Raw genomic sequence first — 24802 nt, forward strand, 5'->3', positions numbered from 1 at the left:
ATGTAATCGTAGAAGGAATTTAAGATGGAAAAGCAGTTCGGAGTAAAAAAGCAGTTCGGAGTAATGAGCGGCGTACGCATTCTGGATCTAACACGAGTATTAGCAGGCCCATATTGCGGCATGATGTTCGCTGATTTTGGCGCTGACGTAATAAAAATTGAATTGCCTGGCAAGGGTGATGATTCACGCGCTAACGCGCCACAAATTAATGGCGAAAGTGCTTATTTCATGAATCTCAACCGAAATAAGCGCGGTATTACTCTCAATTTAAAATCTGACGAAGGTCGACAAATCTTTCTGGACTTGGTTAAAAAAAGCGACATTGTCTTAGAAAATTATCGACCCGGCGTGATGGAAAAACTGGGACTGGGATATGAAGATCTCAAAAAAATAAATCCGGCGATTATTTACGGGGCCGTGTCGGGTTTTGGACATACAGGTCCCTACTCTAAACGGGCCGGTTATGACATTATTGGCCAGGCGATGAGCGGCCTCATGAGTACAACGGGTTGGCCCGATACGCCCCCTACCCGTACCGGTACGGCCATTGCAGACGTTGTTGGCGGTATGAGCTGCGCTATTGGCGTACTGGCCGCCTATATAAACCGATTGAAGACGGGGGTTGGCGACAAAGTCGATGTCTCCCTGGTCGATTCGATGGTGTCATCATTAGAAATCATCAACATTATTTATTTGTGTTCAGGAAGAATACCGACCCGTATCGGAAACCGTTATGAATCAATCTATCCTTATGATTCATTCCAGGCGAATGACGGCTATGTAATTATTGCCTGTGGCAATGACAAACTGTTTGGACTATTAAAGGACACAATCCAAATCCACAGTTTGGACGATGAAAAATTCAGCTCCAATATTAAGCGTGTTGAACATCATGCCGAACTCAAGTCTATTATCGAATCATGGACCCGAGATTTATCCATTGACCAGATAGTTGAGCTCTTACTAGCGGCGGGAATACCGTCAGCGCCTATCAATACCATCGATCGTGTTACTAAAGATCCACATATTGCGGTAGCCAGGGAGATGTTTGTCGATATTGAACATCCGGTGGCGGGTAAAACAACATTAACCGGCAATCAGGTAAAATTCACCAATAAAAAAGCGACGATAAGAACGCCGGCACCTACGCTCGGGCAGCATAATTATGAAATTTTAAAAGAGTTTTTTAATTACTCTGATGAAAAAATTGATGAATTAATCAATAACGGAATACTTTAAGGAATCGTTCACATGTCAAAATTTATTCACATTACTGAAGTGGGACCCCGAGATGGTTTTCAGAACATAAAAACCCCTATCCCTACGGATTTAAAAATAAAGATCATTGATCAATTAGTTGAAACCGGAATTAAAAAAATCGAAATAACTTCCATGGTGAGTCCTAAAGCCATTCCTCAGCTGGCTGACTCTAAAGAAGTCATCGCCTATGTTTTAGGCCGTTATAAAAACATTACCCCTTATGTTTTAGTTCCTAATATACGCGGAGCTCAGTTAGTTTATGACGCAGGTATCAGGAATATAAATTATGTTGTCTCCGTAAGCCCTGAGCACAACAGAGCTAATATTAACAGAACGCATCAGGAATCTTTAGATGATCTGTATAAAATTCGACATGAATTTCCTGAATTGAACATTACGCTGTCGCTGGCCACCGTTTTTGGTTGTCCATTTATCGGTGAGACCAGCTCAGTCAGCTTGCTTGATATTATTAAATTTGCAGACGACCATGAGATTAAAGCCTTGACCTTATGCGATACCATCGGTGTAGCGAACCCGTTCCAAACGACACATATTTTACAAGCCATTAGCCAAAAATTCCCGTCTATGGATATTGGACTCCATATGCACAATACGCATGGTATGGCTTTAGCAAATATGATGGCAGGCCTGCAATCGGGCATCACTCGATTTGAAACGGCCGTCGGCGGCCTTGGCGGATGTCCATTTGCTCCCGGGGCAGCGGGTAACGCAGGCACTGAAGACGCAGTCAATATGTTTAATCGGATGGGCTTACAAACCGGCATTTCACTTGAACGATTGCTTGTCGTAGTAAAAACAGTTCGTGACCATATCGAGCCCAATTTACTAAGTAGTCTATCCCGTGCAAGAACCTATAGTGAGTTCGACTTTTGTAGTGCAAAAATATAAATAACTCTCTGGGATAACTAACATGAACATTACCTCTGACAATACAAAAAGGTCTCATTACAGATGGTGGGTAATGAGCTTTATCTTCATTATCTATACCATTGCCAATGCCGACCGTGCGAATATAGGTTTTGCGATTCCATTTATTCAAGAAGAATTCCATATGTCAAATACTATGGCGGGTCTTTTGATCAGCCTTTTTTTTGCCGGATATTCTTTTTTCCAAATTCCTGCTGGATTTTTGATTAAAAAAATTGGGATGCGAAACGCCTTCACGCTTGGTATGCTGCTAACGTCCATTTTCACTGGCATGATGGGCATTGTGAATAATATATTCATATTAAAAATGCTCAGATTTTTAGTCGGCGTAAGCGAATCGCCGGTGGTAATAGGTTCCACGGTTACAATTAATCAGTGGTTTCCCGCCAAGGAAAAAGGGACTGCAACAGGCTTATTCCTTGCGGGTTCGAAGGTGGGTCCATTAATTGTACCTCCTATTTGCGCATGGATTATTATGACATTAGGATGGCGATATATTTTTGTTTTTTTCGCCATACCGGGTATTTTGCTTTCTATCTTCTGGTATTTTATGGTAAGGAACAAACCTGAAGAAAGCAGATACGTTAACAAAAAAGAAGTTGCCTATATTCGTGACAACTACCCTGAAAAGAGTGCAGATACGTCGACTGGCCATAAGACTACTGAGTTTAAATACTGTTGGCTTGATAAGCTTATCCGGACTAAACAGGTTGTTGAACTTTCAACATCGAAAGAAGTTTTTCGGTGCTGGGATATCTACGGTGTTGCTTTAGGTTATTTTTCAATGGTGGGTATTGTCAGTGTTCTTATGTCGTGGCTACCAAAATATTTAATAACAGAGAGGGGGTTTGATCTTACCAGTTCCGCACTATTAGCGGCATCTCCTTTTCTGGGGAGTGTCTTAGGAAACTTTTTCGGAGGATGGCTATCCGATAGATTGTTGAATAAGAGGCGTAAGCCGCTAATGCTACTCAGCGCCGGCGCGACTATCTTCACTATGTACTCATTGGTCTATGCACCGGAAAGCAAGTATATATTAGCATTCATGCTATTCATCCTCGGTCTGATGCTGGCCCTTGGCTATTCAGCCTATTCCGTATACGCGATGGAGCGCGCGGACAAAGAAACATACCCTGTAGCTTATAGCGTAATCAACATGGGGGGACAGCTCGGTGGAATGTGTATGCCTCTTATTGTTGGAGCGATCCTTGATGCTTATAACTGGAATACTGTTTTCATGATGATGACAGGATTTTGTGTTCTGTGTTTCCTGTTGGTATCAAGTGTGGTCGAGCCTTTAGCTAAAAATGTGAAAGTCGTTTACGGCTAATCTTCCATGGGGCCATTCAGGCCCCCTTTCGTCGATTCCCCAAAACTATAGAGTACGCCGACCAAATCCCCCAATATCATCATCACATCATTGGATCAATTAACGAAGGTTCAAACCCGGCCCGCAGGTAAAGTTCCTGTGTTTCATCAGACGGCACGTAAACAGCATTCCACAAATACCGATAGTATCCGTCACCTGAATCGCCCCCAGAGCAACATGCCGCATCGGTGCCCCTCTGCCAGATGCACGGATTTTAGTTAATAATGGCGGCATCAATTGGTGCCAGCTCCTAAATATATATTTATTGATAATCTATCAGTAAAATTAAAATTTACATATTTTAACATCCACCTCTACACCATTTTTATCAAAGTTAATTGTAAATCATAGACGAAAATCAAAATTAAATAATAATAATATTAGTGGATGATTAAAAATAGAAACAAACAACAGTCTAATTTAATATAGACATGCTTGAACATTCATCTATTCACATTGATAAATATAATTTCCTCGATTGCAGCATCTTTGCATATTATCCAACTACTCCTACTTCTTCAAATTTTTAGATCGGTTAGATTGCAATTACATAAAATCGTTCCTCACAAAAAAATTAATATCGAGATTACAAACACCTATTACCAATGACCAATTACCAATTACCAATTGCGATTTTCAGCTTAAAAAGCTTATTATTTAGAAGGAAATAATATCATGAAAAAATGCACCACACCCTCCAGATTCACTCCTTTGATACAAGACTGGATTACTATACGAGAAGCTGTCAATATAGCCAAAAAAATAACACATTACAGAATAACAGAGAGCGTTTTTTATCGCTGCGCTTTGCACAGAAAACTATGCCTTTCCATTTACTTTCAGTCCCCCATCATATTAAAGAAGCTTAAATTATTCGAAAAAAAATTAAAATTAAGAAGAGTAGAAAATTCCTATACTCATAAATTTTGCATGCTTGACAGAGACTGTTTTCTTCGTGGAAGGAATTTAATTGTCAGTACTGAGGAAGAGTCCCTCTCTCCAATGATGCGTGTTATTGACACACCATTAATAGGATATGAATATGTTCTAGTGCAGCGCTTACTGGCTCGATCATTGGGCATCCCATTACCTATAACGGGCGCAATCGATATAAATTATGGTATCTCAGTAAGACTTTCCGGTGAACTATTTCAGGTATTTGAGAAATCCACATGGAACGATAGAATTAAACAGCAACTCTTGCGTCTCCCCGAAAATATCAGGCCGTATATTCATAATAAAATCTCATCTCAAAGTATTAACAATCATTGCTGTTATAAATACTTCCCGATTCATGATTTACCTGGGGATGCCTGTTTTGTCATCCGATATACAGAGTTTGAGAAATTAATCAACATGCTAGTTAAAGGCAAGGCTAATCATCCTTCCACATCGCGAATATCCACACCATTATCCCGTCTATTCTGGCTTGCCTGTAAACATAATGAAGCTATTAGCCCATTAATCGGGCAACCTTATAAGCTCCTATCCATTTTTGAACAATGGGCATCAGATGATGGTATAACCGACCACTTGAGCGGCGACACATTAAAAACCGCACTTGAACGCGGTTTGCCTTCGTCTGTTTCGGCATCAACCTCACAATGACAATTATCTGCATTTTTGAACGTCCGTATTAAGGACTATGGTACCCGTAATACGGGCTTATCAACTTTATCTCCACCCTGCCTATATGTTGTCGTGTAATCTCCGGGCAAATCCCATTTCTGCCACAGGAGGAAACCGTGACATCCCATCAGTTATTACGTCTGAAGCAGGTTCAAGAAAAAACCGGTCTGAAACGCTCGCAGATCTACCTGTATATGAACAACGGCACCTTTCCCCGATCAATTAAGATTGGCCCGGCCAGCGTGGCCTGGCTCGAATCTGAAATTGATGAATGGATTAACTTGAAATTGACCAACCGCTGAAAGCGTTTAAAGGAGAATGATTATGAAAGATAATCACGGCACGCTTTTGCCTGTCAGGCCGAAGCAGCGGATGGTTTTTGAGTTCAGCTCTAAAATCATCCGTAATCCTAATGACGATGAAATCAAGGCATCAATTAAAAAACGTGGGTTTGGTTATTTCCCGAAAACATTTCTACGGCTTGGTGGATCTTATTTGATCCCCCTGTTGCGCCGACTTCACGGAAAACAGCGGGGGGAGGCGTCATTATGATCCCATCACTGAATTACGCCGTATTAACCGACGCCCTGCACGCCCTTAAGGAAGGCAACATTCGCCACTGCGAAGCGCTGGGTTTCACTTTCGACGAAATGAACGCCCTCAATCAGCTGTCCCTGGATGAACTGTTTATCATCAGCCGGGCATCAGCGCAATTTATGGCTGTCACTGTCCATCATGACGCTTTACACCAAATCCTGGCATTGTCGCGTCAGGAAGTTCAGCGCCAGCAACAGATTAACCGAGCCATGACGCTGGGCGGTTCGATTGCGCTGCTGAACCAGTATTTTGGCCTCACCTCCAATGAAGTCTGCATCCGTCGCCGGTTGCTGGGGATCAGTATCCCTCATGGCCGGACGCCCATACCAGATGAAGAGACCGATGCCGAGATCTGGCGGCAATGGCAGAAACGCCATCCGGGAAATATCGCATCGCTCGACGCGCTGGATGTCATGATGCAGATCGCTGAAGAGTTGTCCTCACAGGGGAATGGTCCGTCCCTCACCGCCGTCTTGAACCGTATTACGCTTTGCGAAAAAGAAGCGTTGGACAGGAGGACATCGCATGCCGGATGAAATTGACCGTGACCAGGAATTTAATGAACAGCGTCTGGAGGATATGATTGAACAAAACCGTTTCAGACCGACAGCAACGCCATCATTGCCCTACTGCCGCCTGTGTGGTAAGCCCATTCCCGATAAGCGGCGTCAGACTTTGCCGGGCGTGACAACCTGTATTGAATGCCAGACAGCACTTGAACGCGGTCAACGCTGAGAATACGACGCCTTGCGTGCGGAGCGATATTCTTATCCGCACGCTTTTTATTATCTGCCTAAATCACTATGCCTGTTTTCATTGATTTAAATACAAATAAATCCGCCAGAATATTTCAGACAATCCCTTCACTCAAGTATTTAATCAAATTCAAACACCATTAATTCCCCGCTGTTTTTCTTTTATTTTCCCGTTTGAATTTACTGTTACCCGCCTGAATCAGAAAGCGCACCCTAACCACGCCATCATTCGCTGGCAGGCCTTATGAACGTTCATTCGTCCGGGCCGGATATGCGCTCTTTAATAACATGGGTCGGGCTGTCACGTAACCACAATTCAGGGTGCCGCTGAATGTCCTCGCTGACCCGTTGAAATCGGAATGCAGGATCGGGATGTGATTCATTTATTTAATCCACTGCTGTTTATTCATTCAAGGGAAACAAGATGCGAAAACCCAATTATAACGTGTATATCACCCAGGAAAGCCAGCCTGATCCACAGGGTGAAAAAGCCACGTACTGGACAAAAGTCGGCGTGGCGTTTGCTCATAACGACAAACCCGGTCTTAACGTGATGCTGACACCCGGTATCGCCGTTTCCGGCAAGCTGGTACTCCTTGAGCCCAGAGACGATAACGATACCCCGCAGGAAGCTCCACTCGGTTAACGTCAGGGTTCACGATCAACTTCGATACGTTCCTTTCCTCGCCCAGCACCGTGCTCTGCCAGACGGCTGCGCGCGTTGCCCGGCTAACTGTCCTGAGGCCACCATGCTTTCCCCTGCTGCCTTTCTGGCGGCGGCCATGCAGTGCGCCGCCAGTGTTCATCCGTCCACATCGTTCGATGTCGCCCGCGTCGAATCAGGTTTTAACCCTTACGCCATCGCGGAGATTGTGCCGAAGAATGAGCACCTCCATGGCCGCAAAGGCGTTATTTCTCACCAGCCAGATAACAGGGCAGGCGCTCTTCGCGTCGTCAAACGGCTGGCGGCACAGGGCCGCCGCTATTCGGTCGGTTTGATGCAAATCACCAGCACCAATTTCCGCCATTATGGCGTTACCGCCGGTGACCTGCTTGACCCCTGCATCAATCTTTCCGTCTTTGAGCGCATTCTCACCGACTGTTACCAGCGGGGCGGCTCCCTGAAACGCGCGCTCAGTTGCTATTACTCCGGCAATTTTGATACCGGCCAACAGCAGGAACCCGCTTTTAACCAGTCCAGCTATGTGCAGCGTATCGGCTACGTCGTCCCGTCAACACAGGAAGATAAACAACGCCATGCCGCCGTAAAAGCGGGGCCGGAGATGCGTTATCCCGCCACCGTCCTGCGCGGTGATATGGCCGACAACTCCACGCCAGCGCAGCTATTACTGCGCTACCCCAACGCCATTATTCGCGGCGATTTACCCGTCCCTGTTACCCAAGAGGAGAAATGACCATGCAAAAACGTCAATACTGGCCTGCGGTAGCTTACCTGTTACCCGCTTCCCGCGTGCTGGCGGCGGACAGCGGATTTGATAAAGCCAGCGATACGCTGAGCAACACCTCCACCGGCCTGCTGGGGCTGGCCGCCGTCACCATCACGCTGGCCACCATGTGGATTGGCTACAAGGTGCTTTTTGACGGCAAAAGTCTTTCTGACATGCGCAACGTCATTATCGGCGCCATCCTGATTGTCGGCGCCTCGGGCTTCGGGGCCTACTGGGCGGCGTAGGAGGAACGAATGACCACGTTGAATAAAGCGCTGACGCGCCCCGCCGCCATCATGGGCATTCCCCTCGTGCCGTTCGTTATCGTCAGCGGAACTATCGTCCTGCTGTCGGTCTATCTCAGCTATTACCTGGCATTGCTGCTCATACCGGCCTGGATGGAAATGAAAGCCAAAGCGCGAACGGATATCCATTATTTCGGTCTGCTCTGGCTGGCGTTTAAAACCCGTGGCCGGTTTGCCACCAACCGGCATTACGGCGCGAACGCCATGCTGGCCAATCGCTATGATGCCGTCGATGTATCGGAGTTTACCCATAAGATGAAGTTAACCGAGCGCATCACGCTGGATAAATACATTCCGTATTCCTCTCATATTCACCCCCAGGTGATAAGGAACCGCCATGGCGACCTGGTTGCCACTTGGGAGCTGGCTGGAGCCGTATTTGAATGTGAAGATGAACACCACCTGACCTTTCTGGCAACCCATCTCAACAACGTTATTCGTTCGTATGAAGGACTGCCGGTCACCTTCTATATTCACCGCATAAGAGAGCAATACCGGGATGTTTTTGAGGCCCATTCGGGTATTCCCTTTTCCGATGAGGTCTCCGCGCGTTATTACCGGCCGATAAAGGATAAGCCGTTCTGGCGGCACCGGCTGTTTTTCACCGTCTGTTATGCGCCGTTCTCGCGGCTTGAGAAAAAGGCCATGAAGACGCAGTCTGTCGGGAAAAGGCACGCCGCGCTGGATGACGCCCTGAAAGCGATGCTGGAGCATCGGGAGGCGCTGACTTCCGCCCTGTCCCGCTATATGGCAACGCCATTAGGCGTTTATGAAGAAAATGGACGGGTGTATTCCTCGCAACTGGCTTTTTATCACCGGCTGATGACCGGCAAATGGCAGAAGGTGGCGGTGACCCGCTCACCGTTTTACGACACGCTCAGCACACCGGATGTCTTCTTTAGCACCGATACCGCCGAGTGCCAGACGGTGGGCGGCTCCCGTTTTTTCCGCAGTCTGGAAATCAAAGACTACTCACCTGAAACCCATACCGGTTTACTGGATGCGCTGCTGTATGCTGAAAGCGAGTATGTCCTCACGCAATCCTTCACCTGCATGGCGCGGGATGAAGCGCAGAATCACATCCGGCTGGCGGAAAAGCGACTGAATTCGGCGGATGATGACGCCATTTCGCAGCGCGAAGAACTGATTGTCTTGCGTGACCTGCTCCAGTCCGGGCATATCTCGTGCGGGAAATACCACTTTTCCCTGCTGGTATCCTCAGACAGCGCCGACCAGGTGATAAAAGGCACCAACGCGCTGGCCCAGCCCTTTGCCGACCTCGGCATCATGACGTCCCTGTCCACCCTGTCGTTACCCGCCGCATACCTCGCGCAACTGCCGGGGGTGTACCAGCTGCGCCCCCGGCTGGTTGCCCTCAGCAGCCAGAACTATGCCGATATGGCCAGCCTGCATAACTTCCATCCCCATAAACGGGACGGCAACCCCTGGGGCGAGGCCATCGCCATCCTGACATCGCCGGGTGGCGGCGGTTATTACCTGAATCTGCATGACAGTCAGGCCGGGCGGGATGACTTCAATGAAAAAACGCCGGGCAATACGGCGATTATCGGCAAAACGGGGTCAGGCAAGACGCTGCTGATGACGATGATGCAACAACTGATGCAGAAGTACCGCAACCCGGCGACATTCTCCGCGTCGGCCACGCTTAAACGGCTGACCACCGTTTATTTTGACAAGGACCGGGCGGCAGAGATGTCGATACGCCAGATGGGCGGACGTTACTTCCGCATCCGGACCGGCGTCCCCAGCGGGTTTAATCCGTTTTCACTGGCGCCGAGCCGGCGAAACATCAGTTTTATTAAACGGCTGGTCCGGATGCTGTGTCGCCGTAACGGCAAGCCACTCGACCCGCGCGACGAAGAGCGTATCAGCACCGCCGTGGATACCATCATGCTGGACTACCCGCCGGAATACCGCCGTTATGGTATTACCCGACTACTGGAGGTGCTGCCGGAGCCGCCGACCAAAGACGCCCGCACCAATGGGCTGCGCATCCGGCTGAAACAGTGGGCGCTGGGCGGCGAATTCGGCTGGGTATTTGACAATGAAGAAGATACCTTCACTATCAGCGATATCGATAATTTTGGTATCGACGGCACAGAATTCCTGGATGACGACGACATCCGCGGCCCTATTACTTTTTACCTGTTGTACCGCGTCACCAGCCTGCTGGATGGACGCCGACTGGTGATGTTTATGGACGAGTTTTGGAAGTGGCTGGCCGACGTCGAATTTTCCCGATTCTCGCTCAATATGCTGAAAGTCATCCGCAAGCTTAACGGCATCTTTGTCCCCGCCACCCAGTCGCCCGATGAAATCGTTAAGCATCCCATCGCCCCGGCAATCATTGAGCAGTGCGGCACACAAATTTTCCTCGCCAACCCCAAGGCCAGCTATGCGGATTATGTGGAAAAAATGAAAGTACCGGAAAGCGTGTATGACATCGTGCGCAATCTTGATCCGGGCGAACATTACATGGTGGTACTGAAAACACCCCTACGGGCCGGTGAAACCCGACCGTTTGTGTCGATGGCAAAAATGGACCTGTCGGGCCTCGGCAAAATCACCAAATTGCTGAGCGGGAGCGAAGACAACCTGAAAATATTCGACGCCATTTATCAGGACGGCATGACGCCCGAGGAATGGAAAGAGTCATTTCTTGAACAGGCAATATAACATTCAAACCGGAGATAAAATCAATGCGTACCCGATATAGCATCCTGGTGTTATCGTTGTTTATTTCCGCCCCATCGATAAGCGCCGGAATACCGGTTTTCGATGCCGTGCAGAATGCGGAATCCATTACCCAGTGGACTGAAAAACTCAAGCAATGGGAAGAAACCGTGACTCATTATAAAAGCGAGCTTGACGCCTATAAGCAGCAGTTAGCCACGGCGACCGGCGTACGGGATATTCAGGGTTTTCTCAGCGACGCCAGAAATCTAAAAACCGATATTGATGCGCTGCGAAAGAATGGTATTTCACTGAATGACCTGCTCATGAATCAGAGCGATTCATATTCCTCTGAACTTCAGAGCCTTTACAGTAAATACAACTCTTTCGATATCTGCAATCAGTCAAGCACGTCACAGAGTTACCTGGCAAGCTGCAAACAAATCGTTCTCAATCAGGCTGTGTCCATTGAGAACACCAGCGATGTGGAAAACAGGATCAACAGCACACTCAGCGATATATCAGACTTATCTGACCGCATAACAAACTCCCAGGACTCGAAAGAGTCACAGGACTTGGCTAACGCCGTGGCGGCCAAAAGCGTACAATTAAATGCGCTGACCAGCCAGTGGGAGATGTCTGTCAAGCAGTCAGAGCAGCGAACAAAACTGCTGGAGCAGCAAAGACAGAAAGCCTTTGAGCAGCAGCAATTAACAGCACCGGTTGCTGATCTGAACACTATATAGGGAGCTTAAACATGTCTAAATCCTTATTAACCTTATTCGTCGCCTCAGGCGTCATCGCATTATTCGGTTGTAAAGAGACAAAATCCGAAGCCTGGTATAAGCAACATCCGGATGAGACGTATACAGTTTATACGCAATGCCTCAAAGATGGCGAGGCGAGTGATAATTGCGAATTTGCCCACAGGGCAGCCATTATGTACGCGCAAATAGGCAAGCCAGGGATAAAGGAAAAATTCGAAGTACTGTTCCAGCAGGAAGCTAAAAAAATAAAATCCGTTACCGAATAATATCCCCGCTAGCAAAAACAGGGACGCTTCCCTGTTTTTTATTCCCTGTATATTACTATATCAAGCGAGGCATTATGTCCGGTGGTATTTTTGTTGGCATGGACAAAAACATCATGGAAGGACTCAACGCCGTTTTAGAAGGTCAGTCTTCCACCTACGGCTCGATGATAAGCATTATAGTTGTCAGCTCATTCACCTTATTCATCGTTTATCGGGGGTATCAAACACTGGGAGGAAAATTACAGACCCCGGTTGAAGATGTCGTCTGGGATGTGGGCCGGATGTTGCTCATTACCACCTTTGTGTTAAATCGCGATAGCTGGCTGGACGCCGTGATTGCGGCCATCGAAGGACTTAAGGATGGGGTAAGCGGCGATGACAATGTCTGGGCCCTGCTCGATACTGTGTGGGAAAAAGCGCAGGCGCTGGGGCAGACACTGTTTAATCTGGATACCTCCACCTATGTCCAATTGAGCGGGGGGTTCGCCGAAGTGCTGGTATGGGGTGGCGCAATCGTGCTTTTACTCGCCGCAACGTTTGTCAACCTGCTCGCCGAAATCACCCTACTGTTAATGACCACAACTGCACCCCTGTTTATTTTCTGTCTGCTGTACGGTTTCCTGAAGCCCATGTTTGATAACTGGCTAAAAACCCTTTTTACGGCGATATTGACGATAATGTTCTCTGCCTTATCCATCCGGATCGCCATCAATTATCTGAATAAAATACTGGATGCCGCTATAGGCACATCCAGCGACAGCAATATGGTGACGCTGGCGGCGCAATGTTTGCTGGCCGGGATCGCATCGGGAGTGGTCGTTTATTTCTCCGCGAAGATTGCCAGTGCGCTGAGTGGCGCAGCCGTTCAGGCCACATTACAGGGCGCGGTGATGAGTGGACTGGGCGGACTGGTCAGTAAGTCTGCTGATGCTGCCAGGCCCGGCATGAAGGCCGGATCAGCAGGTGCCCGGCTGGTGGCTAAAGGGAGTGTCAGTGCCGCCAGTGCCACGGGTAAACTCATCGCCGCCGGCAACAGCAAAGCCCACTCTGCATGGCAAAAACGCGCCGCCGCCATCGAGAATATGAAACGTTTTAATCAGCAGCGTAACCGCTAACCCCTATCTGGATTAAGCACCACTCAACCCGAAACTTTCCAATAACAAAGCATGACTAGACCGGACAGGCTGCTAAGAGCGAAGGGCGGACGTTGTCTGCGGTCTTCAATGGTCATAAGGCCATTAGCCAACTTAAATGATGATCACCAAAACAGTGGCGATTCAATGAATGAAATGGGGTTTAATGCCGATGTCATAGAAGCTGTGCTAGCACATAGTGATAAAAATGAGGTTAGAAAAGCTTACAACCGTTCAACATATCTTTCTCAAAGAGATGAATTTATGTCATGGTGGGGTGATCACATTTATCTTACTAAAAAAAACCATAGAACTTAACCACATAAGGGTAGTTTCGTTTAAGATTGCACTTATGGTTAACAAGTGATATGAGTTAATATGTTGAAACTTTGTTTTTGAATATAAAAATTTAAGGATAAAGAATGGCTAAGATAACTTCATTGATAAGCCTCTCCACCCTTGAAGGGGTTGATACAGAAATTTTAGATGAATTAGGGATAACTGATGTGATTTTAAATGCTGACACAGCCCTTTTTATAGATCCGCTTTTACTCAGCAATAGTATTCACCCAGAAATTAGGATAAAGGCAACGCAAAAATATGAGGATAAATTTAAGCGTATAAGAAAATTTCTTCATGCTTCAAAGAAGGAGAATGATACCCCTTGGAGGGCTGTAGTAAAAGAATTTAATTTCCCTGAGGTGAGTTATACGTGTTTAGGGTACAGCAGTACAATTCATGGTTCAGCTTGGGGAAAACAACTTATAGCTTCTACACTCCAGACAGCAAAGGAAATAGTTGATTTAGGAGTCGAGGACAATGATTTCTTTATGGGGCTTTCCTTATTTGAAGAGGGAATTGGACCAGACAGAATCAGTGACATGACTACGAATATTATATTCGATGAACTATTAGAGTTCACTGCTAGAGTTAATGAGACATTAAAATTACCGACAAATGACTTTAAAATCAAAAAAACTGGCCGAGAGTTTAATACATTAATCAACCCAACTGATAAGGGCCCGTTAATCCTAGTTCCTAATGATATAGTAAGAGCATTACCTATTGTTACAGACTGGAGTGACATAGGTCTCGCAGCCCGCCAAAATGAAGATCTTAGAAAAAAACTTAACGCTAAAATTGGTGGGATATGGACCAGCATGTCTCGCAAAGAAAAAGATTACGCAAAATCATTAGCTTTAAGAAGCAAAGATGCATTTGAAGATATTTTAGAGCTTATAAGAACTGTTGACAGAGTTCCATATGATGCTAAAAATGATAAAAATGGTGAGTTCTTTTGGCGTGACATTATTAATGTTATCACATCAGATTACCCTTTAGATTTAAGCTCGTATCGTAACAAAGATTTGACCGAGGATGAATTTATTGAGGTTGTAAAAACTATCATTAACGAATTTAAAAATCTTATAGAAGACAAGGGTATTTGGAAAGAGTTATGGAGTGAAGATGGGAAGCCCAGAAAGGAAAAGGCTGTTCAGCGCCTGTTATTCACTGTGGCATATACGTATTGTAAAGCAAACAATCTAGATCTATCACCTGAAAGTGACTCGGGAAATGGTCCTGTAGATTTTAAGATTTCAAAGGGTTTTACAAAAAAAATAGTAGTTGAAGTCAAGTTGTCCACAAATAACTCTTTAGTTCATGGTTATGAGAAGCAATTAGAAATCTATAAGAATGCTGATGACACGAACCTAGGGATATTTCTCATCATTGACATAGGTAAGCTTGGTAAGAAATTTGAAAAAGTTATACAAGCTCGAAACAAATTTCTTGAAACGAACATTATAGCTTCGGAAATAATCATCATTGATGGCAATCCAAAATCCTCAGCAAGTGTGAGAGAATAACCGGATGTGCATAAAGTTAATAAACTCACTTTATGCACATTTTAACTGACTTGCTCCCCAATGATTAATGCAGTGATGAGTTAGCAATGTCCGCTGGCACTCTGCTGCCCCTCGAAACACCTCCGGCAACTTTGAGCGAAAAACGGACGTTAACGCCGAACTCACTCAGCAACTTGTTCGCTTGAGCGCCTTGTTAGCATTCATTACTATCACTCAACTCGACGCTGCTTTAATATTTTGCTTATTTCGTTCACTGCCGCCTGTTCTTCTTTTTGAAATATATTTGGCTCAATGGTCGCGATCAAAGATTGATAACCTAAAAATGCGGAAACAGCTCCCATCAATATCGTAATAAGATCAGTCTTTCCGTTGTACATAGCCCAAATAGCCGCAGCGAAAGCTAACAAAACGGTAAGAGCATATAATGGCTTCAAGCGCTTAATTTTCTTTCGCTGTTCAATTTTGATATTTTCAGCTCTAAAGGGACGGTCAGCCAGTAATTCTTCGTTTGTGCAATGAATATAGAGTTTAAACTCACTTTTAGAATTATCATTTACGTTAAAATCCCCGTTAACGTTTATGTCACCGCCATTGTTAAAGTCTCTCAATTTTAACTCCATACTCTAACATTCCACGATTGAATGCTAACAATTTAATAGAAGGCGCCGCACCCGTAAGTGGTGCATTTCCCACCTTCTTTTCTGATCATTACTCATACCAAATTAACGTCGATATACATCTTTTTCAACATATTTTTCTGAAATAGCCAAAACGTCTTCAGATAAAATTTATACAGATAGTACTCAAGTTATTTCTGGACTTGCTCGGGATGAACAACTGAAAATTTATCCAGTGGTTCGGTGTGCATTTTAGGTAACAGGAAGAGATGTTGATAAAAGTTTAAGGCGTTACTTAAGTCCGCTTCCGGCATGGCGGCGGCTGTCAAGGATGGTGCCAACTTCCAGATTAGATTTAAGCTCCCAACTAGAAACTGTGTTAACACCAAATCTCTTCCCCGCTCATCACATCCTAATTCGTATCGCGTCGTGGCGATAACACTGACACCACCGCATCCATTAAATAAAGGGCCTGAAATGAAACTCAGCATCTTCCTTCTGATGCTGTGCGTGCTCACGGGCTGCGCACAGCATAAAGACACTCTCCCGCCGGTATCCGGTGAACCACAACCGGTGAACACTCCGGCCATCATCCAGGAGCTGACAAGCCATGTCTGAAGCAGAAAAAGTCCTTGCGTCGTCCCGAAATTTTGAAACCGTCATTCTGGAAAAGGATGAGCGCGCCAGGAAAGTCGCCTGGCTGATGGCAGCGGTCGGATTCACCCTAGCCGCAATGACCATTGCGGCCATTATTATCCTGCTGCCGCTGAAAACCACTGAGATTGAGCTGTGGTCGGTAGATAAACAGACCGGACGTTATGACTATATGACCCGCATAAAAGAGCGGGATATTTCTTCTGAAGAATCGCTGGCGCATGCCTTAGCGGCAAACTACGTCAAGCTCCGCGAAGGGTATAACTATTTTTCGCTCCAGCGCGATTATGACGATGTGCAGTTATTTAACAGCGACAGCGTGAATAAAGAGTATCTGGACGGGTTTAACGGCGACCAGGCACCGGATGTCATTTTTAATAAAGCGGAGTATGTCGTTTATATTGACATTATTTCTAACGTCCACGCCCCCGCCACAGCGCCCGACCATCTGGCGACATTGCGCATCCGGCGAACCATTCGCCGCATTGCGGATAATTCCGTCAAAACGGATGTCTGGAATATCCGCCTGACGTACCGCTACCTCCCCCGCAAACAACTCACAGACAGCCAGCGCGAAGTGAACCCTCTGGGCTTCATCGTCACCAGCTACCAGCGCGATAAAGAACTGAGGACTGAATGATGCTGAAAAATAGTCTCGGCCTTACCCTTATCCTGGCGTCATACGTGGCCTGGGGGGCCGCCACACCGCGTGGAAGTACCTGGGACAGCCGGATGCAAACCGTCTTTTACAACAGCCAGAACGCCACGGTCGTCAATACCCGACCCGGCTACGTCACCACGCTGCTGTTCGACGATGATGAGGAGGTTATTGATGCGCAGGCGGGCTTTCCCAAAGGCTGGACGGTGACCCGCAGCGATAACCGGGTGGGCGTCAGCCCGAACCCCATTACCCAACCGGTGACGGATGCCAGCGGCAATAACGTCAGTCAGGTCTTTCTGCCGACCGCGAAAGACTGGAAAACCAATCTCTTTGTCGTGACGTCAAAACGTGATTACAGCCTGGAGCTGAACGTACTGGATAACGACTCGCCCTCGCAGGCTTTTGTCATCCGCTATCGCTATCCGGATGAGGTACGCCGGCAATCAGACGCTGCCAACGCGACCCGTCTGAAAATGCTGCGCGAAACGCTGGAAAAACAGCGGAGAGCAACGGCATTTAAACAGGCCGCTACACCGCGTAACTGGCGTTATACCAAACGGGTGGCGGCAGGCTCGGCGTCCATAGCGCCGGACTTCACATACGATGATGGCCGCTTTACCTATATCGGCTTTTCACCTGTCAAAATCCTGCCCTCCCCCTTCCTGATGGTTAACGGTCAGGAGCAAGCGGTCACGCCCCGAATTGTCAGCCAGGGCAATTACACCGTGATGGTGGTACGAGCGTTGTCGCCGCGCCTGGTACTGCGCTACGGCAATGCCGTGGTCGGGATTGAAAACGCGGCATACGGGCAATCCACGGTCGCCAGTGGCGACACCGTATCACCCGCCGTCACGCTGGAGGCCAAATGACAGCCCCATCCTTCCCGGAAGCAACGGAAAAAACCACGGCAGAACTGGAGTCGGAGGCCCGCGAACGCGCCCGGCTGGCGATGGCGAGCCCGGAGTCGGAACAAAAAACGCCCCCCGGTCAGCCCGAAGTGACCCGCTTTCGAAAAGCGTCCGGTCGCCGGACGCTGCTGGTCAGTCTGGTTAGCCTGGCCGTACTGATTGCCCTGGCGCTCGGCGGAGATCGCTTGCTCGGGGCGCTGAAAAACAAAGACGAAAAGGAAGCCGACGCCGTACCTGCGCCTCCGACCGGCGCGGGACAACATGCACGAACCAACCTCGGCATGGACAGCAATCCGTTCAGTCTATTCGGTCAGAACAAACCGGAAACGACGACGGACAAGGGCCAGGCTCAAACCGCCGCGCCATCTTCACCACCGGCATTACCCACGTTGAACAAAGCAACAGCGCTGGCTGACGGGCTGAGCAACGCCACCGGGACAGCGCAGCGAGGCAATACGCGAGCCACCCGAATCGAACCGCGCGACAGCGCGAGAACGACCGACGGTCCGGCAACCGCCTCCGTTACCAGCGGCAACAATGACAATCCGGGGGTGGCTAAGGTCACCGGCGTCAGGCGGCTGAACCTCGATCCTGATCTCTACATCCCGGTTGACCGCTATATCCCCTGCTCAATGATGCGGCGGTTTGTCTCCGATGTAGGCGGCACGATTTCGTGCCTTATCAGCGAGGATGTCTACAGCGCCAGCAACCATGTGAAGCTGATCCCGGCAGGCACCGTCGCCAGGGGAATATACCGCTCAGGGGCGTTGCAACACGGACGCAGCCGGATGTTTGTCATCTGGACGGAGTTACGCACGCCAGAGCCCGGCAGCCTGCAAGTTCCGCTCACGGATACCGGGGCTACCGGCCCGCTGGGTGAGGTGGGTATTTCGGGCTGGATTGATACCCATTTCTGGGCGCGTTTCGGTAATGCCCTGATGTTGAGCACCGTGCAGGATGTGGCTGCGGCAGCAGCGGATTCAGCTCCGGGAAAAGACCGCAACACCGACTATACCGAAAACACCCGCGCAGCGGCATCGGAAATGGCGAAAACGACGCTGGAGAACAGCATCAATATTCCGCCCACGATGTATCTGAACCAGGGTGACGTTATCAGCATCATGACCGGCACCGATATTGATTTTTCCTCCGTCTATCGGTTGCGCATGAAATAGAGGGGGGATATATGACGACTGAAAACCTGTCTCTTGATTTTATGAAAAACCAGCTGTTCGGTGATTTCCTGCTGCTGGACGGTCTGACCGACATCGCCATTAATCGCCCCGGCGAGATCCACATCAAAATTCGCGGAAAATGGCAACGGCACGACGCTCTGGTCACCCTGCGTCAGTGCTACGCTTTTGCCAAAGCATTGGCTTCATGGAATGAGGACAACGTGGATGATACGTCGCCCATTCTTTCCGCCACATTGGGTTCCGGTGAGCGTATCCAGGCCGTTATTCCCCCGGCCTGTGAGCGTGATACGGTTTCCATCACGCTGCGCAAGCCGTCATTAGAACAGAAAACGCATCAGTCCTGGATTGATGCCGGTTTTTATAACCGGGTGACGGGTAAGGAGCGAACTGAAAGTAAGGACGATGAACTGGCCCGATATTATACCAGCGGGGATGTCCCCCGCTTTATTGAAAAGGCCGTTGAGTACGGTAAGACGCTGTTTATTGTCGGTGAGACCGGCTCCGGCAAAACCACCTATATGAAAACGCTGCTGCATTATATACCGCAACACTTGAGACTCATCACCATTGAGGACACCCCCGAAATCCGGTTTTATCGCCACGCCAATTACGTTCATCTGTTTTATCCGGCGGATGCCGGGGAGGACGCCATCGTCACACCCAGCAGGCTTATCCGGGCTAATTACCGGATGAACCCGGACCGCATTTTGCTGGCGGAAATTCGTGGTAGGGAAGCCTGGGACGCGCTGAAAATCGTCGGTTCCGGTCATGAAGGACTTATCACCTCGATGCACGCGGGCAGTCCGCAAGATTGTATTGAAGGCATTATTGACCGTTGCTTTGAGAATCCCGATTGCCAGAATATCCCGTTTGCGGTGCTGCTGCGCAAGGTGCTTAAAAGCGTCGATATTATCGTCAGTATTGATATTCACGGCGATATCCGCCGGATGGGTGATATCTATTACAAATATCTTCACCTGGATAAAATGAAGGAGACCTTCAACGATGCGAACGATTGACCTGTTTTTAACCAGCGCGGTAGTGGTTATGTTTTCTGGCTGTTCATCCCCACCGGAGCCCGTTCAGCCCGAATGGGATAAACCCGGCGTGGACATGAATACGACACGTCCACAGTGGTCAGAGAACCGGGTTATGTTGTTGTCTCCCATAATCGATGACCACTGGTCAATAAAAATGAGATTCAATCCTGATGCGGTTTACCCACCTAATATCTGGTATGCCGTTGTCCATTCCAGTCAGGTTATCGTTAACGCACCGGAGGGTGAACGTTATTTCAGGGCGAAAGACTGGCTACGAAATAACGGTTACTCCGGTGTCATTGTCTTCCAGCCAAAACTGAATAATTGCCTGGCCTGTAATACAACAGAAATTGAGTTTTATCGGTAACACCATTTACACCTCAGTTTATCCTGATCACCCTTCCCGTCTATTCAATAGGTCATTTCCAACCAGAGGTCTTTAACATGAAATCGATCATGCTGCCTGCATTTTTTCTCTGTATTGCTCCGTTATTGCCATCCACTGCGATGGCTGCCGACGCCTGTGAAGTCGTCTTATGCATGTACGGTAAAACGACGGGAAATGGCGGAGGAAAAGAATGCAGCTCTGCTGAACGTTCTTTCTTTAACATCGCGAAAAAGAACAAACATGGTTTTCTACCCAGTCATACAGCCGATGCCCGTGAAGCCTTTTTGCTCGAATGTGCATCAGCGGACCCGGCGATTATCAACCAGATCATTGGCAAATATGGCCGTCTGCGCGGTTAATTTTAAAGGATTGGTTAAATAGCAACGCCCGACTTTATAAAGCATCCTTGATCAAATCAACGCGGCGATGCCATATGCTTTATCAGCGATATTGTGTATTGAAAAACGGTCAGGCGCGGGTTTGATCTGGATAAGACAAGATGCGCGTATTCTGACGAAGGGAATGGTCGTTTCGGAAGAACGTGACCGTGTTATTTTCTGTCGCGGCCGGACTATCCTTTATTACCCGCTCTGTTTATTTATCTCAGATAATGTCGGGCCGTCCTGCCATCCTTTCGGAGTAGTCCTGCATCGCAGTGCGGATATGTTCGCAGAGAAGCCGCACGCGCTTCGTCTGTCGTGTTTCACTGTGGGTCAGCAGCCAGACGTCGCCAATGCGCGTGACCGGTCCTCCGGGTACACGGGCGAGCACCGGATCGGCATCGCCGAGAAAGCATGGCAGAAGCGTGATGCCCATGGCCGCCCGCGCCGCCTCAAACTGAGAGCGCATTTCCGCGAAGCGGATTGGCGTGGCTGTCATCCTGATCCCCCCTTCAGGCCGCCATTCGGACGGAACGGCCTCGCCGGGTCCCAGCAACCAGGGTATAGACCCTGAAGGGGCTGCTAAAAGAGTTAAATGGCCGTAATATCCCGTATAAAACTCACACAGTTTCATGCCGTAAAGATTGCCTGGAGGCGTGGTATCACCAGTGACCACGCGAAGGGCGACATCCGCCTCACGGTTGCCCAGATTGGCGATGGTGCCCGACGCGATAATCTCCAGCGCAATATCAGGGTAAGCATGCATAAAACCCGCCAGCGTAGGCATCAGCAGGTCGGTTGCAAGAGAGATGGGAAGCGTAAACCTCAAAGGCCCGGAAACACGCTGATCCCTGCCGAAAACTCTTGCTTCAATCTCAGATGACGCTGTCGCCATCTGCCCGGCAAGTTCGACGATGTCGGTGCCCGCGTCCGTCAGCCGGTAGCCGGTTGCCAGCTTTTCAAACAGCTTGCTATTCAGCTTGTTTTCCAGCCGACCAATGCCGCGAATGATGGTGGCGTGGTTAACGCCCAATGCGTCAGCGGCCGCGCGTACCGTCCCGCCTTCCGCCACGGCCAGAAACATGCGAAGTTCATCCCAGTGGTCCATTGGTGCGTTTTCTCACAAGTGTTGTGCAATTTTCGCCAGTTTAATTCTGGTTCAGCCTCAATCATACTGAAAATTCGATAGCCATGGTGCATTTTTTCACCTGGCAGGCAATCAGCCTCTCGATGACATCAACCTAAGTGAGGAAACTATGGGCAAACTGGACTCTAAAATTGCTGTCGTCACCGGCGGCTCCAGCGGGATCGGTTATGCCATCGCCAGGCGCTTCATCCAGGAAGGGGCGACGGTTTATATCGCGGGCCGCAGACTGGCTGAGCTTGAAGCGGCGGCGGCGAAGCTGGGTAAACAGGCGAAAGCGATCCAGACCGACATCGCCTCCCCCGACAATCTGGACCGGCTATTTACCACGGTGCAAGAACAGGAAGGCGGGCTTGACATCCTCGTTGCCAATGCCGGTGTCATTGCATCGGCGGCAATCGGTGAAGTGACGGAGCAGCATTTTGACCAGATGTTCGACATCAACGTTAGAGGCACGTTCTTTACCCTGCAGAGAGCGCTTCCGGCGATGCGCGAAGGGGGTTCGATTATTCTCGTTTCATCCTGTCTGGCGACAAAAGGACTGCCGGGCCACAGCGTCTACAATGCCACCAAGGCCGCGGTGCGCTCCCTGGTACGGACCGCCGCGGCGGAACTGAAAGCACGGCATATCCGGGTGAACACCCTAAGCCCCGGCCCTGTGGATACGCCTATTATCGACGCGCAGGTCGGTACGCCGCAGGAGGCCGAAGCCTTTCGTCAACAGGCCGCAGCCCTGGTACCTCTCGGGCGTATAGGACAGCCGGATGAACTGGCCGCCGCCGCTCTTTTTCTCGCCTCAGACGAAAGTAGTTTTTCCACCGGAACCGATCTTGTCGTCGACGGCGGCATGACACAGTTGTAAGGAGAATTATCAATGAAAAGACTGGCAGGAAAAACGGCTATTGTTACCGGTGCTTCAAAAGGGATCGGCGCGGGTATCGCCCGGGAACTGGCGCGCCAGGGGGCGCGGGTGGTGGTGAACTATGCGTCCGATCGTAGCGGAGCCGATAAGGTTGTCGCAGCCATTGAGGCAGAAGGCGGGCAGGCGGTTGCCGCCCAGGCCAGCGTAGCAATCGCGGCGGATGTAAAGCGGCTGTTTGCCGAAACCACGCGCGCATACGGGAAACTCGATATTCTTGTGAACAACGCCGCAGTCTACGTCCCGACGCCCCTTGAGGCCATCACGATTGATGAGTTTCACCGCCAGTTCAACACCAACGTTCTGGGCGTCATCCAGACCATTCAGGCAGCGGCGAATCACTTCAGCGAATCCGGAGGCGCCATCGTCAATATCGGCTCCATCGACAGCTGTCGCGCCGTACCGGGAATGGCAGTCTACTCCGCTACCAAAGGTGCCTTGGATGCTCTGACCAGGGTGCTTGCAGCTGAACTTGGTTCACGAGGCATCAGAGTCAATACCCTGGCTCCCGGAGGGACCCATACCGAAGGCATTATCAGCGCCGGATTTATTGGCAGCCCGTTCGAAACTGACATGATCGAACGCACGCCACTTGGTAGGCTGGGCCAGCCGCAGGATATTGCGAAGGTGGCGGCATTTCTGGCTTCGGACGACGCGGCCTGGATCACAGGTGATCGCCTTGTGGCCTCCGGTGGGTTCTACGGTTGAGCGCGTAATCAGTAGCGATAAAAAAGGGTGGCATTTTTCAGATGCTTGCCCTGTAGCTATGAAGACAGCGTTAAAAAAGAAAACAATCAAAGCCAGCGGCGTGAATATCGCTGTTGGCATCATCGTTCATCACAAACAGACAGGATTTGTTATTACCAAACCAATGCTGCGTACTGCCGTCCATTTGCAGCATCAACCTTGACGTTTCCATTCGCTCCCTGCATTTGTGAAACCGACTTTACCTCCGTTTGCGAATTTTACATGATGAATATCGTGTGCTAATTGGCTTCCAGCATTTCAGCAAATTCAGGTCATAGCATTTTTCATGGATAAGCGCCTGAAACTGTAGATTTACTGTATCCTGCGTTTTATTCGCCGGTTCACTCCCGGCGTTGCCATGAACAACAAACTGAAGTCCCTTATCTCTATAACGCTGGAGATAGCATTCAATGGTCCGTCTGGATTTATTGAGGAGCTTAGCGGCATTGGCAATAGTGATTTTATGCTCAGCCACTTTTGCAATGACATCCATGGTCAATTGGGCTTTGGAGTTCAACGTGATCATCCTTAGCGTCCCTCAAATGTACAAAAAACATTCAAAGAACACGGTTACTAATTAACCGTCAATTTCCCTTGGTAATTCGCGAATACGATAAAATCGCTTGGTGTTAACAAAACATTTTGTATTAGTCGCGACGAAATCTGACACAACAGCTTTAAAAATAAAGTGACTGATTTTGATATGGATAAATTAAATAAGGCCATCAGAGCTATCAGAATACGCTGGATGAAATTCGCAATTACAGATATTAAGGGGATGACGAGTATATATTTACAGTAAATAAATCCCGCCCCTCAATGTAGATAAAAACATCCGGAATGGTTTTAGCAACGGATGGCGACAGCCACCCGAAGGGCGGGGAAAATTACGCAGTAATTTGGGCGAGTCCGGCGCAGGGCGTGGCGTGGTTAAGGCTTTTTAATTCCTGCAACCAGCAGGAATTAAAAAGTGGCGTGAGGCGAGTAAATTCAATTTCGAAGAAAGTGCTAATTTGCGTCGCCGAACCCATCGGCGAGCGTTCACCCCCCAGGTGAACCGAGCTGGCCGGGGGGAGCCGAATAAATTTCGCCGCCCCAGCGAGCGAAAA

At 48.8% G+C, this 24802-nt stretch carries 29 protein-coding genes and 1 pseudogene; 25 read left to right on the forward strand and 5 right to left on the reverse strand.

Annotation, left to right across the window (positions count from 1 at the left end; translation table 11 throughout):
- Nucleotides 1–24: 24 nt before the first annotated feature.
- The 17 genes and pseudogenes from DDT52_RS16215 to DDT52_RS16295 all read left to right on the forward strand — a co-directional run bounded on the left by DDT52_RS16215 (nt 25) and on the right by DDT52_RS16295 (nt 15039).
- Nucleotides 25–1239, forward strand: a complete 1215-nt coding sequence (locus DDT52_RS16215; protein WP_136157272.1) for a CaiB/BaiF CoA transferase family protein — start codon at nt 25–27, stop codon at nt 1237–1239.
- Between the two features lie 12 nt (nt 1240–1251).
- On the forward strand, nt 1252–2169 hold the full coding sequence (locus DDT52_RS16220) for a hydroxymethylglutaryl-CoA lyase (RefSeq protein ID WP_136157273.1): 918 nt from the start codon (nt 1252–1254) through the stop codon (nt 2167–2169).
- 22 nt (nt 2170–2191) lie between these two features.
- Entirely contained in the window at nt 2192–3538 is a 1347-nt protein-coding gene (locus DDT52_RS16225; RefSeq protein WP_247595563.1) for an MFS transporter, read from the forward strand.
- A gap of 714 nt (nt 3539–4252) precedes the next feature.
- The gene (locus DDT52_RS16230; protein WP_136157274.1) at nt 4253–5185 is read left to right on the forward strand and encodes a hypothetical protein; all 933 of its coding nucleotides are present in this window, start codon (nt 4253–4255) and stop codon (nt 5183–5185) included.
- 137 nt (nt 5186–5322) lie between these two features.
- A complete protein-coding gene (locus DDT52_RS16235) occupies nt 5323–5508 on the forward strand; it encodes an AlpA family transcriptional regulator (protein ID WP_136157275.1) in 186 nt (61 codons plus the stop codon).
- Between the two features lie 22 nt (nt 5509–5530).
- Nucleotides 5531–5758 carry a hypothetical protein gene (locus DDT52_RS16240; protein ID WP_136157276.1) on the forward strand — a complete coding sequence of 76 codons (228 nt, stop codon included), beginning with the start codon at nt 5531–5533 and terminating at the stop codon, nt 5756–5758.
- Nucleotides 5755–6339 carry a DUF2857 domain-containing protein gene (locus DDT52_RS16245; RefSeq protein ID WP_136157277.1) on the forward strand — a complete coding sequence of 195 codons (585 nt, stop codon included), beginning with the start codon at nt 5755–5757 and terminating at the stop codon, nt 6337–6339. Before DDT52_RS16240 ends, DDT52_RS16245 begins: the two co-directional genes overlap by 4 nt.
- Nucleotides 6329–6538: a TraR/DksA family transcriptional regulator gene (locus tag DDT52_RS16250; protein WP_136157278.1), complete on the forward strand. Its 210-nt coding sequence runs from the start codon at nt 6329–6331 to the stop codon at nt 6536–6538. Before DDT52_RS16245 ends, DDT52_RS16250 begins: the two co-directional genes overlap by 11 nt.
- A gap of 444 nt (nt 6539–6982) precedes the next feature.
- Complete coding sequence (locus DDT52_RS16255; RefSeq protein WP_136157279.1) at nt 6983–7204, forward strand: hypothetical protein; 222 nt, start codon at nt 6983–6985, stop codon at nt 7202–7204.
- 103 nt (nt 7205–7307) lie between these two features.
- Nucleotides 7308–7973 carry a lytic transglycosylase domain-containing protein gene (locus tag DDT52_RS16260; protein ID WP_136157280.1) on the forward strand — a complete coding sequence of 222 codons (666 nt, stop codon included), beginning with the start codon at nt 7308–7310 and terminating at the stop codon, nt 7971–7973.
- Entirely contained in the window at nt 7970–8251 is a 282-nt protein-coding gene (locus tag DDT52_RS16265; RefSeq protein WP_136157281.1) for a TrbC/VirB2 family protein, read from the forward strand. Before DDT52_RS16260 ends, DDT52_RS16265 begins: the two co-directional genes overlap by 4 nt.
- A 9-nt stretch (nt 8252–8260) precedes the next feature.
- Complete coding sequence (locus DDT52_RS16270) at nt 8261–11008, forward strand: VirB4 family type IV secretion/conjugal transfer ATPase (RefSeq protein WP_136157282.1); 2748 nt, start codon at nt 8261–8263, stop codon at nt 11006–11008.
- Between the two features lie 23 nt (nt 11009–11031).
- Entirely contained in the window at nt 11032–11751 is a 720-nt protein-coding gene (locus DDT52_RS16275; RefSeq protein ID WP_136157283.1) for a TrbJ/VirB5 family protein, read from the forward strand.
- 11 nt (nt 11752–11762) lie between these two features.
- Nucleotides 11763–12038 (forward strand): EexN family lipoprotein, encoded by a 276-nt coding sequence (locus DDT52_RS16280; protein ID WP_136157284.1) that lies wholly within the window; start codon nt 11763–11765, stop codon nt 12036–12038.
- 74 nt (nt 12039–12112) lie between these two features.
- Nucleotides 12113–13153 carry a TrbL/VirB6 family protein gene (locus tag DDT52_RS16285; RefSeq protein WP_136157285.1) on the forward strand — a complete coding sequence of 347 codons (1041 nt, stop codon included), beginning with the start codon at nt 12113–12115 and terminating at the stop codon, nt 13151–13153.
- A gap of 162 nt (nt 13154–13315) precedes the next feature.
- Nucleotides 13316–13489, forward strand: a pseudogene (locus DDT52_RS16290) (integrase); the annotation flags it as partial.
- 104 nt (nt 13490–13593) lie between these two features.
- Nucleotides 13594–15039, forward strand: coding sequence for a hypothetical protein (locus tag DDT52_RS16295; RefSeq protein WP_136157286.1), 1446 nt, complete (start codon nt 13594–13596; stop codon nt 15037–15039).
- A 209-nt stretch (nt 15040–15248) separates the two neighbouring features.
- Here the strand turns inward: DDT52_RS16295 and DDT52_RS16300 are convergent, their stop codons facing one another.
- A complete protein-coding gene (locus tag DDT52_RS16300) occupies nt 15249–15659 on the reverse strand; it encodes a hypothetical protein (protein WP_136157287.1) in 411 nt (136 codons plus the stop codon).
- Between the two features lie 188 nt (nt 15660–15847).
- Entirely contained in the window at nt 15848–16147 is a 300-nt protein-coding gene (locus DDT52_RS16305) for a hypothetical protein (protein WP_136157288.1), read from the reverse strand.
- Nucleotides 16148–16266: 119 nt separating this feature from the next.
- On the opposite strand from DDT52_RS16305, the gene DDT52_RS16310 reads away from it, so the two are divergent.
- From DDT52_RS16310 to DDT52_RS16335, 6 genes are all read left to right on the forward strand, one after another.
- Nucleotides 16267–16950 (forward strand): VirB8 family type IV secretion system protein, encoded by a 684-nt coding sequence (locus DDT52_RS16310; protein ID WP_136157289.1) that lies wholly within the window; start codon nt 16267–16269, stop codon nt 16948–16950.
- Nucleotides 16947–17840 (forward strand): P-type conjugative transfer protein VirB9, encoded by an 894-nt coding sequence (gene virB9, locus DDT52_RS16315; RefSeq protein ID WP_210732729.1) that lies wholly within the window; start codon nt 16947–16949, stop codon nt 17838–17840. Before DDT52_RS16310 ends, virB9 begins: the two co-directional genes overlap by 4 nt.
- Nucleotides 17837–19054: a VirB10/TraB/TrbI family type IV secretion system protein gene (gene virB10, locus DDT52_RS16320; RefSeq protein ID WP_136157290.1), complete on the forward strand. Its 1218-nt coding sequence runs from the start codon at nt 17837–17839 to the stop codon at nt 19052–19054. The genes virB9 and virB10 overlap by 4 nt, the downstream gene beginning before the upstream one ends.
- Before the next feature lie 11 nt (nt 19055–19065).
- The gene (gene virB11 / locus DDT52_RS16325) at nt 19066–20094 is read left to right on the forward strand and encodes a P-type DNA transfer ATPase VirB11 (RefSeq protein WP_136157291.1); all 1029 of its coding nucleotides are present in this window, start codon (nt 19066–19068) and stop codon (nt 20092–20094) included.
- Complete coding sequence (locus tag DDT52_RS16330) at nt 20081–20482, forward strand: cag pathogenicity island Cag12 family protein (protein ID WP_136157292.1); 402 nt, start codon at nt 20081–20083, stop codon at nt 20480–20482. Before virB11 ends, DDT52_RS16330 begins: the two co-directional genes overlap by 14 nt.
- Nucleotides 20483–20559: 77 nt before the next feature.
- A complete protein-coding gene (locus tag DDT52_RS16335) occupies nt 20560–20862 on the forward strand; it encodes a TrbM/KikA/MpfK family conjugal transfer protein (protein WP_136157293.1) in 303 nt (100 codons plus the stop codon).
- Between the two features lie 244 nt (nt 20863–21106).
- Here the strand turns inward: DDT52_RS16335 and DDT52_RS16340 are convergent, their stop codons facing one another.
- Nucleotides 21107–21991: a LysR family transcriptional regulator gene (locus DDT52_RS16340; protein ID WP_136157294.1), complete on the reverse strand. Its 885-nt coding sequence runs from the start codon at nt 21989–21991 to the stop codon at nt 21107–21109.
- Nucleotides 21992–22139: 148 nt separating this feature from the next.
- Here DDT52_RS16340 and DDT52_RS16345 point away from each other — a divergent pair, with 148 nt between their 5' ends.
- Entirely contained in the window at nt 22140–22889 is a 750-nt protein-coding gene (locus DDT52_RS16345) for an SDR family NAD(P)-dependent oxidoreductase (RefSeq protein ID WP_136157295.1), read from the forward strand.
- Nucleotides 22890–22901: 12 nt separating this feature from the next.
- Entirely contained in the window at nt 22902–23654 is a 753-nt protein-coding gene (locus DDT52_RS16350; protein ID WP_136157296.1) for an SDR family NAD(P)-dependent oxidoreductase, read from the forward strand.
- Nucleotides 23655–23724: 70 nt separating this feature from the next.
- Here DDT52_RS16350 and DDT52_RS20975 read toward each other — a convergent pair whose 3' ends face one another.
- Nucleotides 23725–23865, reverse strand: coding sequence for a hypothetical protein (locus tag DDT52_RS20975; RefSeq protein WP_168709797.1), 141 nt, complete (start codon nt 23863–23865; stop codon nt 23725–23727).
- A 27-nt stretch (nt 23866–23892) separates the two neighbouring features.
- Nucleotides 23893–24219: a helix-turn-helix domain-containing protein gene (locus DDT52_RS21515; RefSeq protein ID WP_136157297.1), complete on the reverse strand. Its 327-nt coding sequence runs from the start codon at nt 24217–24219 to the stop codon at nt 23893–23895.
- Between the last annotated feature and the right edge of the window lie 583 nt (nt 24220–24802).

The organism is Brenneria roseae subsp. roseae, assembly GCF_003115845.1.
Classification (GTDB): Bacteria; Pseudomonadota; Gammaproteobacteria; order Enterobacterales; family Enterobacteriaceae; genus Brenneria; species Brenneria roseae.

Coding starts and splice junctions, on each gene's coding strand:
- DDT52_RS16330 (WP_136157292.1), top strand. CDS start 20,081: ATGCGAACGATTGACCTGTTTTTAACCAGCGCGGTAGTGGTTATGTTT.
- DDT52_RS16340 (WP_136157294.1), bottom strand. CDS start 21,991: ATGGACCACTGGGATGAACTTCGCATGTTTCTGGCCGTGGCGGAAGGC.
- DDT52_RS16220 (WP_136157273.1), top strand. CDS start 1,252: ATGTCAAAATTTATTCACATTACTGAAGTGGGACCCCGAGATGGTTTT.
- DDT52_RS16300 (WP_136157287.1), bottom strand. CDS start 15,659: ATGGAGTTAAAATTGAGAGACTTTAACAATGGCGGTGACATAAACGTT.
- DDT52_RS16310 (WP_136157289.1), top strand. CDS start 16,267: ATGTCTGAAGCAGAAAAAGTCCTTGCGTCGTCCCGAAATTTTGAAACC.
- DDT52_RS16265 (WP_136157281.1), top strand. CDS start 7,970: ATGACCATGCAAAAACGTCAATACTGGCCTGCGGTAGCTTACCTGTTA.
- DDT52_RS16280 (WP_136157284.1), top strand. CDS start 11,763: ATGTCTAAATCCTTATTAACCTTATTCGTCGCCTCAGGCGTCATCGCA.
- DDT52_RS16255 (WP_136157279.1), top strand. CDS start 6,983: ATGCGAAAACCCAATTATAACGTGTATATCACCCAGGAAAGCCAGCCT.
- virB10 (WP_136157290.1), top strand. CDS start 17,837: ATGACAGCCCCATCCTTCCCGGAAGCAACGGAAAAAACCACGGCAGAA.
- DDT52_RS16260 (WP_136157280.1), top strand. CDS start 7,308: ATGCTTTCCCCTGCTGCCTTTCTGGCGGCGGCCATGCAGTGCGCCGCC.
- DDT52_RS20975 (WP_168709797.1), bottom strand. CDS start 23,865: ATGGAAACGTCAAGGTTGATGCTGCAAATGGACGGCAGTACGCAGCAT.
- DDT52_RS16215 (WP_136157272.1), top strand. CDS start 25: ATGGAAAAGCAGTTCGGAGTAAAAAAGCAGTTCGGAGTAATGAGCGGC.
- virB9 (WP_210732729.1), top strand. CDS start 16,947: ATGATGCTGAAAAATAGTCTCGGCCTTACCCTTATCCTGGCGTCATAC.
- DDT52_RS16270 (WP_136157282.1), top strand. CDS start 8,261: ATGACCACGTTGAATAAAGCGCTGACGCGCCCCGCCGCCATCATGGGC.
- DDT52_RS16250 (WP_136157278.1), top strand. CDS start 6,329: ATGCCGGATGAAATTGACCGTGACCAGGAATTTAATGAACAGCGTCTG.
- DDT52_RS16230 (WP_136157274.1), top strand. CDS start 4,253: ATGAAAAAATGCACCACACCCTCCAGATTCACTCCTTTGATACAAGAC.
- DDT52_RS16225 (WP_247595563.1), top strand. CDS start 2,192: ATGAACATTACCTCTGACAATACAAAAAGGTCTCATTACAGATGGTGG.
- DDT52_RS16335 (WP_136157293.1), top strand. CDS start 20,560: ATGAAATCGATCATGCTGCCTGCATTTTTTCTCTGTATTGCTCCGTTA.
- DDT52_RS16240 (WP_136157276.1), top strand. CDS start 5,531: ATGAAAGATAATCACGGCACGCTTTTGCCTGTCAGGCCGAAGCAGCGG.
- virB11 (WP_136157291.1), top strand. CDS start 19,066: ATGACGACTGAAAACCTGTCTCTTGATTTTATGAAAAACCAGCTGTTC.
- DDT52_RS16295 (WP_136157286.1), top strand. CDS start 13,594: ATGGCTAAGATAACTTCATTGATAAGCCTCTCCACCCTTGAAGGGGTT.
- DDT52_RS16275 (WP_136157283.1), top strand. CDS start 11,032: ATGCGTACCCGATATAGCATCCTGGTGTTATCGTTGTTTATTTCCGCC.
- DDT52_RS16245 (WP_136157277.1), top strand. CDS start 5,755: ATGATCCCATCACTGAATTACGCCGTATTAACCGACGCCCTGCACGCC.
- DDT52_RS16305 (WP_136157288.1), bottom strand. CDS start 16,147: ATGCTGAGTTTCATTTCAGGCCCTTTATTTAATGGATGCGGTGGTGTC.
- DDT52_RS16345 (WP_136157295.1), top strand. CDS start 22,140: ATGGGCAAACTGGACTCTAAAATTGCTGTCGTCACCGGCGGCTCCAGC.
- DDT52_RS21515 (WP_136157297.1), bottom strand. CDS start 24,219: ATGATCACGTTGAACTCCAAAGCCCAATTGACCATGGATGTCATTGCA.
- DDT52_RS16350 (WP_136157296.1), top strand. CDS start 22,902: ATGAAAAGACTGGCAGGAAAAACGGCTATTGTTACCGGTGCTTCAAAA.
- DDT52_RS16285 (WP_136157285.1), top strand. CDS start 12,113: ATGTCCGGTGGTATTTTTGTTGGCATGGACAAAAACATCATGGAAGGA.